The organism is Sphaerospermopsis sp. FACHB-1194 (genome assembly GCF_014696235.1).
Lineage (GTDB): Bacteria > Cyanobacteriota > Cyanobacteriia > Cyanobacteriales > Nostocaceae > Sphaerospermopsis > Sphaerospermopsis kisseleviana.
In genome coordinates this window covers 1-14,155 of record NZ_JACJPU010000035.1, presented here as the reverse complement: position 1 = coordinate 14,155, position 14,155 = coordinate 1, and the positions used below count along the sequence as shown (strand labels likewise).

Annotated in this window: 16 protein-coding genes; 7 read left to right on the top strand and 9 right to left on the bottom strand. The window is 37.9% G+C overall.

Going from position 1 to position 14,155, the window contains the following annotated elements; translation table 11 throughout:
* The first annotated feature begins 47 nt into the window (after positions 1–47).
* The gene (locus tag H6F45_RS18395; RefSeq protein ID WP_137667557.1) at positions 48–374 is read left to right on the top strand and encodes an RNA-binding protein; all 327 of its coding nucleotides are present in this window, start codon (positions 48–50) and stop codon (positions 372–374) included.
* Between the two features lie 129 nt (positions 375–503).
* Positions 504–698: a 30S ribosomal protein S21 gene (rpsU, locus tag H6F45_RS18390; RefSeq protein ID WP_013192888.1), complete on the top strand. Its 195-nt coding sequence runs from the start codon at positions 504–506 to the stop codon at positions 696–698.
* Positions 699–926: 228 nt separating this feature from the next.
* On the opposite strand, the gene H6F45_RS18385 is transcribed toward rpsU, so the two are convergent.
* The 3 genes from H6F45_RS18385 to H6F45_RS18375 all read right to left on the bottom strand — a co-directional run bounded on the left by H6F45_RS18385 (position 927) and on the right by H6F45_RS18375 (position 3,137).
* Positions 927–1,814, bottom strand: a complete 888-nt coding sequence (locus tag H6F45_RS18385; protein WP_096565971.1) for a hypothetical protein — start codon at positions 1,812–1,814, stop codon at positions 927–929.
* Positions 1,815–1,856: 42 nt separating this feature from the next.
* Complete coding sequence (locus tag H6F45_RS18380; RefSeq protein WP_137667556.1) at positions 1,857–2,366, bottom strand: hypothetical protein; 510 nt, start codon at positions 2,364–2,366, stop codon at positions 1,857–1,859.
* Positions 2,367–2,480: 114 nt separating this feature from the next.
* The gene (locus H6F45_RS18375) at positions 2,481–3,137 is read right to left on the bottom strand and encodes a class I SAM-dependent methyltransferase (RefSeq protein WP_137667555.1); all 657 of its coding nucleotides are present in this window, start codon (positions 3,135–3,137) and stop codon (positions 2,481–2,483) included.
* A 265-nt stretch (positions 3,138–3,402) separates the two neighbouring features.
* Between H6F45_RS18375 and H6F45_RS18370 the strand changes: the two genes are divergently transcribed.
* Positions 3,403–5,055, top strand: coding sequence for a glycosyltransferase family 39 protein (locus tag H6F45_RS18370; RefSeq protein ID WP_190348023.1), 1,653 nt, complete (start codon positions 3,403–3,405; stop codon positions 5,053–5,055).
* A 51-nt stretch (positions 5,056–5,106) separates the two neighbouring features.
* Here the strand turns inward: H6F45_RS18370 and H6F45_RS18365 are convergent, their stop codons facing one another.
* The gene (locus tag H6F45_RS18365; protein ID WP_137667553.1) at positions 5,107–5,901 is read right to left on the bottom strand and encodes a histidine kinase; all 795 of its coding nucleotides are present in this window, start codon (positions 5,899–5,901) and stop codon (positions 5,107–5,109) included.
* Between the two features lie 206 nt (positions 5,902–6,107).
* Here H6F45_RS18365 and H6F45_RS18360 point away from each other — a divergent pair, with 206 nt between their 5' ends.
* The 3 genes from H6F45_RS18360 to H6F45_RS18350 are packed head-to-tail and all read left to right on the top strand — an operon-like array spanning position 6,108 to position 7,727.
* Positions 6,108–6,332, top strand: coding sequence for a hypothetical protein (locus H6F45_RS18360; protein WP_096565963.1), 225 nt, complete (start codon positions 6,108–6,110; stop codon positions 6,330–6,332).
* A 2-nt stretch (positions 6,333–6,334) separates the two neighbouring features.
* A complete protein-coding gene (gene petJ, locus H6F45_RS18355) occupies positions 6,335–6,670 on the top strand; it encodes a cytochrome c6 PetJ (RefSeq protein ID WP_190348022.1) in 336 nt (111 codons plus the stop codon).
* A gap of 37 nt (positions 6,671–6,707) precedes the next feature.
* A complete protein-coding gene (locus tag H6F45_RS18350) occupies positions 6,708–7,727 on the top strand; it encodes an aldo/keto reductase (RefSeq protein WP_096572581.1) in 1,020 nt (339 codons plus the stop codon).
* Between the two features lie 374 nt (positions 7,728–8,101).
* Here the strand turns inward: H6F45_RS18350 and H6F45_RS18345 are convergent, their stop codons facing one another.
* The 5 genes from H6F45_RS18345 to H6F45_RS18325 form a co-directional block, all read right to left on the bottom strand.
* Positions 8,102–8,755 (bottom strand): bifunctional 4-hydroxy-2-oxoglutarate aldolase/2-dehydro-3-deoxy-phosphogluconate aldolase, encoded by a 654-nt coding sequence (locus H6F45_RS18345; protein WP_137667548.1) that lies wholly within the window; start codon positions 8,753–8,755, stop codon positions 8,102–8,104.
* A 188-nt stretch (positions 8,756–8,943) separates the two neighbouring features.
* Entirely contained in the window at positions 8,944–9,084 is a 141-nt protein-coding gene (gene psaI / locus H6F45_RS18340) for a photosystem I reaction center subunit VIII (RefSeq protein ID WP_096565957.1), read from the bottom strand.
* Positions 9,085–9,181: 97 nt separating this feature from the next.
* Positions 9,182–11,710 (bottom strand): hypothetical protein, encoded by a 2,529-nt coding sequence (locus tag H6F45_RS18335; protein ID WP_242052667.1) that lies wholly within the window; start codon positions 11,708–11,710, stop codon positions 9,182–9,184.
* Positions 11,711–11,893: 183 nt separating this feature from the next.
* Positions 11,894–12,322, bottom strand: a complete 429-nt coding sequence (locus tag H6F45_RS18330; protein ID WP_137667547.1) for a Uma2 family endonuclease — start codon at positions 12,320–12,322, stop codon at positions 11,894–11,896.
* Between the two features lie 10 nt (positions 12,323–12,332).
* Complete coding sequence (locus tag H6F45_RS18325; protein ID WP_137667546.1) at positions 12,333–12,965, bottom strand: type I restriction enzyme HsdR N-terminal domain-containing protein; 633 nt, start codon at positions 12,963–12,965, stop codon at positions 12,333–12,335.
* A gap of 478 nt (positions 12,966–13,443) precedes the next feature.
* Between H6F45_RS18325 and H6F45_RS18320 the strand changes: the two genes are divergently transcribed.
* On the top strand, positions 13,444–13,941 hold the full coding sequence (locus H6F45_RS18320) for a hypothetical protein (protein ID WP_096565955.1): 498 nt from the start codon (positions 13,444–13,446) through the stop codon (positions 13,939–13,941).
* Positions 13,942–14,155: the final 214 nt, after the last annotated feature.

Sequence of the window (14,155 nt, the reverse complement as noted above, 5' to 3'; positions counted from 1 at the left end):
TCTCTCCGAATCTAACTCTCTACACTCTCTGGTTTGGGAGACCATCTATGTCAATTTACGTTGGAAATTTGTCCTATCAGGTGACAGCAGAAGATTTGAAACTGGCTTTTGCTGAGTACGGTACAGTTAGCAATGTGCAGCTACCCACTGATAGGGAAACAGGCCGTCCACGTGGTTTTGCCTTCGTGGAAATGTCGTCTGAAGCTGAAGAAAAAGCAGCTATTGAAGCACTTGATGGTGCTGAGTGGATGGGGAGAGATTTAAAAGTGAACAAGGCTAAACCCCGTGAGGAAAGAGGTTCTTCTCGTGGAAGTGGAAGCTGGGGTGGCGGTGGCCGTTCTGGTGGAGGTCGTGGAGGCGATCGCCGTTATTAATCCTGTTCTGAAGAAATTTTAAATCTTTTAAATCTAGAGTCTCCAGCAGATAAAGCCCAGGGTTTGACTCTGCTGAGATATTTTTATACTCTAGTTTGTATGTGTTAAACCAAAAAAGGAGGACTAGGAATGACACAAGTAGTTTTAGGGGAAAATGAAGGTATTGAATCAGCTTTGCGGAGATTTAAACGTGAAGTTTCCAAAGCCGGAATTTTCCAAGATATGCGGAAGAATCGCCATTTTGAAACACCTTTAGAAAAAGAGAAACGTAAAGCAATAGCTAGACACAAGCAACGTCGTCAACAGCGTTCTCGCTTCAAGTAAGATAGTAGGTGACAGGTAACAGGTGACAGGTGACAGTAATGTTCACTGCAACTGTGTAGAAATCAGTTACCATCTCTTCGTTATTCCGCTGAAAATCTGTTTTTTTGTGGTGATACAATCTACCAGCCACAAGTAATTAGTAGAAACTAATAGAAAACCTGTTTGTAGTAGTGCTGCATTTATTGATTTTCGGCACTACTACAAGTTGTATTTAGGCTCAAAAATTAGCTAAATTTCTGCAACTGCGCGTTCAATCAAACGTCGTGCTAAAGTTTGAGTTCCTGTATGTTCATAGTAATTAGTGGACATATCTAGAAAAGCGGCTACATAGTCTAATTTGTCATCACTAAATTCAAGAAAACCTTGTAAATTGCCAAGAACTTTCTGAGCAGTTAAAGCATTAGCACTAACTATACCATTCATCCAACCCTTAACAGAATCAACACTTTGACCAATAAAGTCTAGTTTACCACCAGTACCATTGCCAGGAATTGCATCTTTCATGGTTCTAAAAGTAGAGTTTTGATCCAACTCTTGGGGTTTCATGTTACTGAGGAAAGTTAATGATTTTTGGATAAAATCAGGACCTAGAGGAATAATACCATCAACAGCAACCAAAGCTGCCATGCGAATCATTGACTCACCACTATATTCACCTAAAGCACCAACAAAATCGCCAATACTATCACCGGGAATACCATTAATTTGGCAAAAAGCGACTAATTCAGCGACTATTTTTAAAGTTAAATCAATAGTTTGAGCTTTATCTGGTTTGGGAGTGATAGAGTTTAAAAAACCAAATAAGGGAATGGTTTCACCAACTTTATTAGCCAAAGCGGCTGCACCTAAAGCCTTATCAGTACCATCAACAGTTTGATAAAGCCATAAAGCAGTTTGATAACCTTGGGATTTATCATTAAAAAGATAAATTGCCCGTTCACCAATTTGCTGAATTAGATCCTCATCATCTTCACCAGTCACAGTTTTAATAGTATTGACAAAACCCACAGTATTTTGCCATTCACCGGGAGCAATAAAATCCAAAGCATTTAACATAGAAACAGTTAAACCGCTGGTTGGTAGTTCATCAACTAACTCAAAAATTGGTTTACTCACAAAAATCTCCTGATTGATATGTTGTTATCCGAAATTTAGAGGTCATTTCAACTTAGCTAAACCATCAAGATCAAATTTTTCAATCCAATCTTCCCTGTCACTAGCGTTAAATAATGGATCTTTAGAAATCACTTTGACTTGATACTTACCCACCAAAACCGAAGTTTGGGTTTTACCCGTTTCTACAGCAGGATAACCTTCAATTTTCTTGGTGCTATTGGCATATTTTGATGCTACTGTAGGCGTGCTGGTAGTATCAGAAATAGCTAATTGAGCAACAACTTTACCGTCTTTTTTCAAATTCGCTTCTGAAAAGCCTTTTTTCTCTTGGGTATAAACTCGGTCGTAATCATCATCACTTTCAGGAAAGAAAGCATTTAATTTACTACCCTGAGTGGCATTTTTAACAACAGCCTGACCACTTTTTTGTTTTGTGCTTTCCTGTTGTGCTTGATCAAAACGATTAGGTACTTTTTCCGCACAAGCGGTAGTCAGCAATAAAACACACAGTAGTAAACTGGCTAAAATTCTACGACTACGAGATAAGATCATGTTTTTTCTCCTTCAATGCTTGAAGCTTGAGGCAATTATCTGCTTTACTTGAGTATTTGCACCAAAAAATTTACTATTTGATCATGATTGGTAGTCCAGATAACCAATTTTTTCCTAACTTGATGATTCCACACGATAAGCTATCACAGTATAGAAGGGATCTCCTCCTGGTAAACCCAACCATTGTAAAAAATTCGGCGCAGTTGATTTATTGATGATCACTTCGGGAGTGGAAAACCCTGGTACTGAAGCAAAGTAACGCTTAACTAGCTCAACTCTAGACGCTTCTGAGGCATCCCGCCAGATTTGAATCGCCTTTTGATAAAACATCCGGTTAGAAAAGCTGATAATAGCCACACCACCAGGTTTAAGAATACGGTGAATCTCGGAAAATACAGCTTCTGGATATTGAATATACTGGACAGAAACACAGTTGACAACAGCATCAAAATCCTGATCTGGCAAGGGTAGCTGAGGTTGTGAGTTGAGATTTTGCACGAAATAATGGTTCAGTCGAGGATTGCGTGCTAGTTCCTCGGCGTTGAGTCCATGTCCCTCCACATGAGCAAATTCTATTTCTTCTGGTAGATGAGACACCCAACTGCTCATCATATCAAAAATGCGCGTGTTCGGTTGCAGTCGCTGACGATATAAATCTGTTAATTGTTGAATAAAGCCTTCATCAACGTGGGTGACAAAGCGCGGGTAGTCGTAAAACAATTTATCATCGGTGTCATCTAACTTGAGACGTTGATCTGGTCGCAACAGCATACGATTTGTTTGAGAATTTGTCGGGTAAGTTTGGGTAAGAAAAAATTGCCTGATTTGTGTCAATTTGGTGAGTATTCTGATTTTGAATTGTGTATACTAACCAAACTAATTCATGACTTACGCAGAACAGAACGCAAGTAGGGGTAATTCATGAATTACCCCTACGCAATAATCAGGTTTTTAGTCCAATTTTGCCTAAGTCCTATAATTTTAAAACAAAACTGTTACACAATCTACAGATCAACTGATGATTCTCATTAATTAAATGTTCTATAAATCACCTTTATTGAAAGATGTCTGGCTACAAATTCGTTTATTGACAAAATCACACTATGCTCTTTTGTTAATTTGGTTACTACCTTTATTGCTATTTACTTCTGGTGAAACTAGCCTCATGGCACATGACGAAGCTCTTTATGCAACAAGAGCGCGTTTGATGTTTGATTCTGGTGACTGGATAGCACCTTGGGAAAATGCCCATCATAAAACCCCTGGTTTTTATTGGTTAATTGCTGTTTTTTATCAGTTATTTGGTGTCAGTGATACCACTGCCAGAATACCTGCTATGATTGCGGGAATTTGTTGCACATTAGTTATATATGAAATAGCTAAAATATTACTGGGTAAAAAGTTAGCTTACCTATCGACGGCTATTTTGAGTGTAGAATTTCTCTGGCTACAATATTGTCGTTTAGCTGCACCTGATGTACCTACAATTCTATTAGTGTGTTTAGGTATTTTATGTTTATTAAATTCTGAATTATATCCAAAATATAGATGGATTTATGGTTTGATTGTTGGTTTATGTTTTGGTTTAGGTTTCTTGATAAGAAGCTTTATGATTTTTTTGCCGATGGTGGCTTTATTACCTTATTTAATTGGAGAAAATCGCCGTCATCGTCATCTTACCAACCCGATGTTATATGTAGGATTTTTAATTGGGTTTATTCCTACTTTAGTTTGGTTATGGTTTAGCTGGCAGCGTTATGGTGGTGATAGTTTTGGCCAGTTGTGGGATTTTGTCGTGCGACTGGGTAGTCGTGAACAACATGGAAATAATATATTTTTCTATTTCTGGAATATTCCTTTAAAATCTTTTCCTTGGTTCTTTTTTAGCCTTTTAGGTTTAGCTTTAGTAATTCGTAAACCTATCCCTCGCTACCAATTATTATTAGTAGGTTTTCCTGTTGTTTTATTTTTAGAAATCAGTTTATTTTTGACTCGATTTTCTCATTATAGTCTTTGTCTTTATCCTTTTATTGCTATGTTTGCCGCTGTGGGTTTAGACTGGTTGGGAAAAATTTACCAACAAAGAAAATCGAGTAAAGTTAGTAACTTTAGTAAAGTTCAAGCATCTCTTACCCGCAATATTAGTTATGTATTTGGTGTTTTAGGTATTATCTTTATTTTAGCTGGTGTAGTGGCTTTGGTTGCAGGGATTCTTGATATTCAAAAGTATGCAATTCTGGCGTTAATTTCTGGTTTAGGTTGTTTAATTGTACCTTGTGTTTGGATTGGACGCTATCATTTTTATCAGAAATTTCTCACTTATCGTTACTGGATGGGTGGTTGGTTAATTGCCTGTTGGTTATCTATCGCTACGGCTGGGAGTTTAGGTTTATTAGGAGACTTAAACCCTGAATTTAGAATGTTTTTTCAGCAAGAATATATTGCGTCAATTCTCCAAAATTATCCGGTAGCTTTTGTCAAATCCGATGATAAATATTCTGTTTTGATTAATTTTTATACTCCTATTCATGGTCAAAAAGTACAGTCAATTTCTCAATTACCAGCTTTGAGTTATGCTTGGATTTATCCGCCTAATTCTGATGATTTAGTTAAGAATTATCGTGTTGTTGGTAGTATTAAAAATTATCAATTAATTCAAGTTTTACCAGTTGAAAATAAAAGTTCGTAGTAAGGGCTTTAGCCCTTGAGAAAGCGATGAATCGCTTACTACGAACCAACTTTATTTGACATTAGCTTCTGGTTGATGAGAGTCTTTATCTTTGAATAAATCAGCCGCTGCTAATAATAACTCTCTCAAATTTTGTTTTAATTGACGTTCTTTTTTCGCTATGGATGCACCTGCTTCACCGAGTTTGTTTTCTAACTGAGAGTGTTTTTCTCCTACTTGTGTAGCCACATTTTCCGCTTGGGGACGAGCTTGATTATACCAGGTTTTGGCATCGTCTAAATATTCTTTGACTTCTACAGAACGTCCGCCATAACGTGCCGCTAAATTAGCACGAATAATGGCTAATTGTGCTTGTAATTGGGCGTAGCGTTTCTTTAATAAAGCGACTTCTTCACTATTTTGGATAGTATGAATTGCTGAGGCGATCGCATTTTTAATACTATCCGATTTTTCTTGACTTGTATCCTGAATTTCTGCTAACATTCCCTCAACTTCTTGTTGCAGTTGTTCTTCTTCTTGATCTAATTTCGCTTGAATTTGTTTGAGTTCGGTTTGGGTTTTGACAATAGCTTCATGTCTTTTGCTATTCACCCCTTCTAAAGCACCTTCAATAGAAGCTGTGACTTCTTCTTTGATTTCGCTACCTTTATCTTGGAGATTTTCAATTACTGTAGAAACAGCATCTTTAACTAAAGTGCGTAACTCACTAGAACCTTCTTTGACTTCAGCAGAAACTTGAGAAACTGCGGTTTTAACAATTTCTCTAATGTTTTCTGTTCTTAATTGTCCCGTGGCTTTGGCTTCTTGTAAATCTGCTTGGATTTTTTCTTTAATGTTGTTAGTCATTGTTAATCCTGATAATAATCATAATGCTACATAGTCATTATGACTCATGATTTTTTTGTCTACACACCTCCTGGAGATAGAAAACAGCAAATCAAAAGTTAGATTTGTGCAAAGTCACCAATTATGAGATGATAAATAATCAGATCTCCGACTTCTTTGAGAAGTCGGGGATCTATATCCTGATGATGAGAAATAAATAATTAACTATGTGGCGTGTAAATATCACTTGTTCGGGAGATGCTTGGAAAATTCATGGTGCTGAGTTTAAAACAATGGCACAAAATTATCGAGGTGAAGTGATATCTTCTAAAAAACTGCCCGATGGTACTCGCATCATGGCTTATAAAATTGAAGATGTCAGTGATGCGGAGGAATTTCAAGAAAAGTGCGCTAATTTTCCAGGGTTTACATCTGATTTTGAATCATTATAACCATGAAAAAACTCATAACTTTGATTTTGTTGACTTTCTGTTTGTGGATAATCAATTTTCCCTTACCAGCTAACGCTTTAGATACCCAAAATGGGGCGGAAGTTTTTAGCGTTCATTGTGTTGGATGTCATATCAATGGTGGTAATATTATTAGAAGAGGCAAGAACTTAAAAAAGAATGCTTTGAAAAGATATGGTATGGATTCTTTAGAGGCGATTACAAATATCATCACTAATGGTAAAAGTAATATGTCAGCCTATAAAGAAAAGTTGACAACGGAAGAAATCAAAAATGTCGCGGCTTATGTTTTGGAACAAGCAGAAAACAACTGGAAATAATCAGATCAACAATAACACAAACAATAAGATCAAAAATATCATGTTACCTGAAGCAAGTTATTTACAATTTACCCCTGATTTAAAGATTTGCCGAATTTTAAATGGAATGTGGCAAGTTTCTGGAGGACATGGACGCATTAACCAGAAAGCTGCTATTGAGTCAATGTTTCAATATGTGGATGCTGGGTTTACGACTTGGGACTTAGCAGATCATTATGGACCAGCAGAAGATTTTATTGGTGAATTTCGTCGTCAGTTAATAGCAACTCGTGGAGAAGAAGCGGTTAATAATATTCAAGCTTTTACAAAATGGGTTCCGCGTCCGGGAAAGATGACGAAACAAATAGTAGAGGAAAATATTAATATTTCTCTGCGTAGAATGGATGTTAAATCATTAGATTTGATGCAGTTTCACTGGTGGGAATATCGAGACTCTAATTATTTAGATGCTCTCAAATATATGGCAGAATTGCAAACAGAGGGCAAAATTAAGCATTTAGCTTTGACTAATTTTGATACGGAACATTTGCAAATTATCACGGAAGCTGGAATTAAGATTTTTTCTAACCAGGTGCAGTATTCTTTGGTTGACAGAAGACCACAGGTAAATATGGCTAAATTCTGTCAAGAACATGATATAAAATTGTTTACCTATGGTAGTGTGTGCGGTGGTTTGTTATCAGAAAAATATTTAAATCAACCAGAACCACGGGGTTTTGATTTGAATACAACCAGCTTGAAGAAATACAAAAATATGATTGATGCTTGGGGTGGTTGGAGATTATTTCAAGAATTGCTTTCCACCCTGAAACAAATTGCCGATAAACATCAAGTGAGTATTGCTAATGTGGCTGTGAATTACATTTTAAATCAGCCCGCAGTAGGCGGTGTAATTGTTGGTGCTAGGTTAGGAATTGCAGAACATATTGCCGATAATGCGCGGGTGTTTGGGTTTAGTTTGGATGCTGAGGATGTGAAAAAAATTGATGCAGTTTCGCAGCAGTCACGGGATTTATATCAGTTAATTGGTGACTGTGGGGATGAATATCGAAGGTAGTTAAGCAGGGCTTGGGGAATAACTAACCCCTCATTTATTCTTCGTGAATCAAAGCTTGAAACTGAAAACTGACAACTGAAAACTGATAATTGATCACTGAATAAATCAACAAATAGTTATTTTTTTAGTTAGGGTTTGCTGAATAAACCTAAAACCTTGATATATCAAAGGTTAGAGGCTGATAAACACAGAAATTAGTGCAAGGGTTTTGAAGGGTATACCGGAAAAAGTGTGCATTTTTTGGGATTTCAAGAGATGGCAAAGAAATTTTCAAATCTCCTCCTGACTCCTGACTCCTGACTCCTGACTCCTGACTCCTATGCCCTCACGGAAAGACTTTCTCAGCAAACCCTAGTTAGGGTTTGCCGAAAAAGTTATCTGTGAGGGGTCAGTAAATAATTTAACCTCTGTGTAAGATTTTTGGCTTGGTCGGTGATTTTGTGCCAATTCCCTTCTAAAACCCAATTTTTCGGGAATAATTCCCCACTTAAACCCACGGCCACCGCCCCAACTTGTAAAAAATCTTGAGCATTTTCTAAAGTCACACCACCGGTAGGAATTAAGGGAATATGACCAAGAGGTGCTTGTAAACTGTGGATATAACTTGCACCTCCCACTGATTGTACAGGAAATACTTTGACACAACTTGCGCCCTGAGTCCAGGCGGTAACAATTTCTGTAGGTGTAAGTGCGCCAGGAATAATAGGAACATCTTGAGATACTGCAACTTTGATCATTTCTGGGTCAGTATGGGGAGTGAAGAGAAACTGCGCCCCAGCAGCGATCGCATCTTGTAATTGTTGCACATTAAACAGTGTACCAGTACCAATTATACAATCAGGTAATTGACTACGTAATTGAGAAATTAATTCCCCAGGGCGATCGCTATTCCAGGTAATTTCTATTAACTGCATTCCCCCAGATGCTACCGCTAAAGCCATTTTTTCACCCCAGTCCATTTTCGGGGCGCGAATAACTGCGATCGCTCGATGTTTCTGTAATTGTGACAACCAAACTTGATTAGACATAAAAAATAGGCATTGCTATTATTACCCTGGAAATATGCACACTTAAAACCGCGTTGTTTATACATATTTATTACTTTTATCACTTTTATCACTTAGTCATTAAATTAAATCGGCTGCCTATAGGTACGGGTAATTGGTAAAAAACACAGCAGTTAATTACCGATTACCCATAACCTATGACTTAAAAATTAAGCAATATCTTCGCGTTCAATATATAAAAACATAAACGCGAAAGCGACTGCTGGGAAAACCAAACCAGTCAAAGGAACGAAAATGGAAGGCAAAAATGAAGAATAAGCCAGAATTGAAGGCAAAAATGAAGTTGACATAGTAAGAGTCCTTGGAAGTCACACTACAATTCACTTAGGAGCTTACTGCAAAATTCCGCCTCTTTTTGGAAATTCTAAAGATTTTTAACAAAACCGTTTACATTCCCAGTACCTCGTCGAGTTCTATTGTCGGTAAGTTAGGAGGTATGACAGTTTTAACTATTGTAACTTTGTGGCTTTCCTGTTGGGTATTCGTATCGAGAGCGATCGCCCCTACTAACACTTCTAGACAACCTAAAGGTACAATTAATTGAGTGATCGCTTCCCAATTTCCCCAAGGGGTAGTCCGTAAATCTTGGATCAGATGAGGTCCGTCTAGCAACCCACGAGTTTGGTAATCTTCCACCCATAACTTTAATACAACTGTTGATGATGCTTGGGACAGTTCTAAGCGCACTTTTATAGATGAGCCAGCAAGTAATTCACCATTGGGTAAAAACAGTTGGGGTGTGGGTAAAGATGTTAGTACCGGAGGAGATACATCCAGCAGTTGTTCCTGTGGTTCAGATGGTTGATTGCTGTCTTCATTGCTCAAGGTCATATATGTATCATCTAGAACTATTTCTTGAGACAACAATTGAGATATGTTGGGAGATGATTCTGGTTCGGGGGTTGGTTCACTTGTGCCTAGAATCATGTGTTCTGGCAAATCTATAACTTCTTCCATTTCTATTTCTGCATCTAAATTTAAATTGAGAAGTAATTCATCTGTAAAAGCGGGTGGAACAGCAGGATTTTCATCATTCAGAATTACAGGAGGCTCATCTGTTGATTCACTGATATCATCAGTATTATTAGCGTCTTGAGTATCAACTTCATCATTAGTATTATCCTCTTGATATACCAACTCGATACCTTCATCTAATAAGTACCCTTGACTCTTGATCCATTTTTGAATCAGAGGAGATGTTTCTGGTATGATTTCTGGTGTGTTGACTGTGGTTTCTTGTGGTGTGATTTCTGGTGTGTTTAATTCCTCGATATCGAGAATAGGAACTTGAGGAATTGTATTTTCTATCAATTCATTGTCTATCAATTCCACAGCAGAAGTTTCTTCATGTTCCTTGCTGGGTAGTAATTCTGGTGTATTTTCTGGCTTTGATAATTGAATTTCCATCAATTTTGGCAGATTGTTTTTGGTTTTTGAATTTGGTTCTGTTGCAGGTTTTAAACGTTTCAAGTATGGGAAAGAAGTTGTGACCTGTTTGATCACCAGTTTGTCCAGATTTATGGGTGGTATCTGACTAGCATTATTGACAATTCCTGCTGATAAGCTGGAGTCTGCATTGGCAGAATTGCCAGCGATCGCATTTTTGTGAATCCGGGGTAATTTTGGCAGTGTGGGTGAACTTCCATCCAAAACAATGACTGGTTTTATTCTTGGGGGTAGAGGTTTGTTAGCTGCTGGTTTTAAAATATGAAACTGTGCTAATTTGGGAGTTTTGACGATATTGAATAGTTCTAAACTTACACGATGAGGTGGTTCTGGTTTGGTTGCTCCATCCTCAGTTGGTGGTAAGTTATCATCAGGTAACAAGTCTGGTGGACTAGATTTTTCTCTAGATTTTGCTGAGGTAACGGTCAGTAATTCTGTGACATCTGCTGTAATTATAAAAGTATGGCTGGCTAACAGTATGACTTCGCCGGCTTTAGTCAGTGTGCCATATAAATTAATATTGGCCAAAATCAACTTAGATTCACAGTTTTTAGGAATTTCAATAATGCTACTAAATGTAAAAGGTAAGATTTGATCTGTTAAAGGCTGTGTGAATTGAGCTAAGATATTGGATTCTAAAGGCGATCGCAGTTGACTAATTAGTTGCAGTTGAAAACAATGATTAATATTAGTTGTAGATAATATTTCATTTGCCAAATTGTCAATTTCTGCCAGTTCCACATACCCATTTATTGTCAAAGTTTTTCCCCAACGAGCAATATAGGTATCCCGTTCTAGAGATAAATGGAGGGGTGAGGGTGGGGATGCGACTGGTGAAATATCCTCATCTGACTGTTCTTCATCCCAAGATTCAGAACTGGGTAAAGCTAAATCGAGAACGCTTTGTAAAATTTGTTCGGCTGTTTCCCCTTTGAATAATACTGGGCTAACCGGCTGATTGATGATTGTATCTTCTACGGTTGCTGTAGACAAAGGATTGATGTCCAGGTTGCTGGGTGAAGCAACTGCAAATTCATCTTCCTGAGTGGGTGTCACCTGGGACTCTTCGTTAAATTGATCACCACTACCTAATAATGGTTGCTCATTCAACTCTAGGGGCAAAACTTTAAGGATGAGGCTATATTGCCAGGATTTCCCCAGCATATTTGTCATTAAGTCGGCAGAGCAACGTAATTCCCAAATTCCCGGGTTGAGGTCAGTAAAGGGAATTACTGCCATCAGCCCCTCTGCATTGGTACGACGCAAACGCTTAAAAATGCGGCGTTTGGGTGGAACTTCCTGAATTGAGGAGTGAATTACCCGCACTTCTACATTTGTATTAGCAAGGTGAGAACGAGCCAAAACTCTGTACTTACCTGCGAAAATTCTTAAATTTGGCGATTCCAGGGGTTGCCAATTGCGATCGCCCTGCTTCTGTATCAGAAATTGCCATTGTTCCATTGGAGTCATGCCCAAGCCCAGGATCAGCCGATTAATTTTTTGTATTAACTTGTTTGTCAGTTTAACTCAGTACGAGGTAAGAAAGTAAGCTTTATTAACTTTTTCTACTTTTTTCACTGGATAGTTATTTTCGCCACGTCACGGGATGTTTTACAGCACAAGATTGTGACATCCCAAGGTGCGAAATGTGGGTTATAAACTCAACCAGCTAAAGACTTCTTGAACAGTAATATTTAATTCAATCCCTGTGAGAACTGGCAAGTAATCGCTATTTTTAAGTTCCTTAACTCGGCGATCGCTATCTACTACCAAAATACTTTCATCGTCACTATCAACCAACCAACCTAACTCAGTTCCATACTCCGCACAGTGTAGTAATTTGCTGAGAACTTGTTTATATTTCTGTTCGGGAGAGAGAATTTCCATTACCCAATCTGGATGGAGTTCAAACCGATTGGCGATGCGTCCTGATGGCAACCGAGGGATTCGCTCCCAACGAAATACCGCTATATCTGGCACAATTGCTAATCCACCAAAAATACAGCGTAGTTCTGGAAAAGCTTTGGCAATTTTCTGAGGTTTAGTAATTTGATTAACAGTAAACCAAAAAGTTTTTCCCAAAGAGCGATTCCTATGTTGCGCTGAACGCTATCACCTCCATCCCCAAACGCTTTAATACCTGCAATACACTATAAAGCTCATTATCAGGGTTTACCAAAGAAAACAGCCGAGAGTTAGCATATTTATGTTCCAATACCTTTAAAAATAAAAACTCATTACCATTGGTAATCATGCCAAAGGTTGGTAGCACAGTTTCCTCATTACTCAACATATAAGCTAAAGCTTGAGGAATTGCGCGTGTCACCGCAAAATCACTCCGTTTTGATTCAATTACCAACAACCAAAGCCGATTTTTTAACACCAAAACATCAATCCGCCCCCGAATAATCGTTCCTTCATCCTCCATTTCTAAAGCCACACTCGTTTCTGTTTCAATCCTAAATGGCCTATGATAAAAACCAGCTAAATCTAACAAGGGCGCAAGTACCACCATCTTCACCGTATTTTCTAGCATTGGGGGATCATCCATCAATTCTAAAAAATTAGCCTTCACCCGATCTAATAAATGTTGCTCTTCCTCTTTCAAAGCCTCAAGCCCATCCAACCACTCAGGAAAAAAGGTAGCATCTTGAACGATTTGAATGCCAAAATTTTGCTTTAATTCCCGTAGTGTCACATCCTTGGCTGCAATAGACTGAACCATCTTGATATTTCTCCTGACGAAATTTTAGGCTCAAGTGTATAGAAAAACCTATTAAGCCTGAAACCCTTACTCCCATATTTCTCACAAACAATGTAATCGCAATTTGTATAACCCGTATAGAGAATCGGTTTCAGGCAACTCTACATTAGATTCCTCTCAACCCTTCTGTCAAGCCTAATTGAGATGCTCCTACTCATCCTCCTGATACTTACCCATTTAACTAACTTCCCAATCTTCAAACTTTAACCCATCAATTCTGCTACACTCTCTCACATTATTAGTTACCAATATTACAGCTATTTTCAGGTAAATAAACCACATTTTGATTTACGTTTCGCGTCAACAATGTAGGGGCGAAGCATTCGGACAATTAATTATCGGTTTTTACCTATTAAGATGCTTGCTTACTTGGAAGTTTAAATATTAGTTTAGCATACTATGTACTGATGAACCATTTTTTAGAAGTACCAGTTTGATTATGACCAATTCCCAAATTTTTTCTACCTCTTTAAATTTTCAGGAAGAATACCCCTGTCCTGTTTGTCGGATCGGTAAAATCTCTGCTATGCCGTTAATGGAAACTATGTCTTGTGACTTTTGTCACGAAATTTTTACTGTCAATTTAGAATCACAGCAAATCAAGATGCCTTCTAGACAACCGCCCCTGGTGTGGCAGTGGAATGGTTTTAAGTGGAATCAAGCCCAGTTAGAAGGTGTGGAATTAGCATGGGGTTATGTGTTAGCTGCAATTGCTTTTGTGATTTTCCCGACTACTTTAATTGGCATTGGCGCTTATTATTTACCACCAAAACCAGATGTTCCTCTTTCTTGGATACCTTATGTTTGGACATTACTCACATTTTTGTCACATTCAGCAATTATAGTTTGGATTTTTATTGAAGTTTATCAAATTCCCATTAGGGCATATTGGCGTGGGATCACTCAGTGGACAAATGGCATAATTCGTAATTCGTAATTCGTAATTCGTAATTCGTAATTCGTAATTCGTAATTCGTAATTCGTAATTCGTAATTCGTAATTCGTAATTCGTAATTAAGAATAACTGCTATATAAAACCTAGACAAAACTAGACTTTACTTTCTACTTCAACGGGAGCATGGGAGCAGTTATCCCTCAGTAGACTTTCACGCCTTAGCCAGACGCGATAAATTAATTGCAGCGTTTAGATC

What these genes read in the sequence shown, in the direction of transcription:
- H6F45_RS18365 (WP_137667553.1), bottom strand. Translation starts at nt 5,901, where the DNA reads ATGACTAACAACATTAAAGAAAAAATCCAAGCAGATTTACAAGAAGCC.
- rpsU (WP_013192888.1), top strand. Translation starts at nt 504, where the DNA reads ATGACACAAGTAGTTTTAGGGGAAAATGAAGGTATTGAATCAGCTTTG.
- H6F45_RS18380 (WP_137667556.1), bottom strand. Translation starts at nt 2,366, where the DNA reads ATGATCTTATCTCGTAGTCGTAGAATTTTAGCCAGTTTACTACTGTGT.
- H6F45_RS18360 (WP_096565963.1), top strand. Translation starts at nt 6,108, where the DNA reads ATGTGGCGTGTAAATATCACTTGTTCGGGAGATGCTTGGAAAATTCAT.
- H6F45_RS18325 (WP_137667546.1), bottom strand. Translation starts at nt 12,965, where the DNA reads ATGGTTCAGTCTATTGCAGCCAAGGATGTGACACTACGGGAATTAAAG.
- H6F45_RS18335 (WP_242052667.1), bottom strand. Translation starts at nt 11,710, where the DNA reads ATGACTCCAATGGAACAATGGCAATTTCTGATACAGAAGCAGGGCGAT.
- psaI (WP_096565957.1), bottom strand. Translation starts at nt 9,084, where the DNA reads ATGTCAACTTCATTTTTGCCTTCAATTCTGGCTTATTCTTCATTTTTG.
- H6F45_RS18370 (WP_190348023.1), top strand. Translation starts at nt 3,403, where the DNA reads ATGTTCTATAAATCACCTTTATTGAAAGATGTCTGGCTACAAATTCGT.
- petJ (WP_190348022.1), top strand. Translation starts at nt 6,335, where the DNA reads ATGAAAAAACTCATAACTTTGATTTTGTTGACTTTCTGTTTGTGGATA.
- H6F45_RS18345 (WP_137667548.1), bottom strand. Translation starts at nt 8,755, where the DNA reads ATGTCTAATCAAGTTTGGTTGTCACAATTACAGAAACATCGAGCGATC.
- H6F45_RS18320 (WP_096565955.1), top strand. Translation starts at nt 13,444, where the DNA reads ATGACCAATTCCCAAATTTTTTCTACCTCTTTAAATTTTCAGGAAGAA.
- H6F45_RS18395 (WP_137667557.1), top strand. Translation starts at nt 48, where the DNA reads ATGTCAATTTACGTTGGAAATTTGTCCTATCAGGTGACAGCAGAAGAT.
- H6F45_RS18375 (WP_137667555.1), bottom strand. Translation starts at nt 3,137, where the DNA reads ATGCTGTTGCGACCAGATCAACGTCTCAAGTTAGATGACACCGATGAT.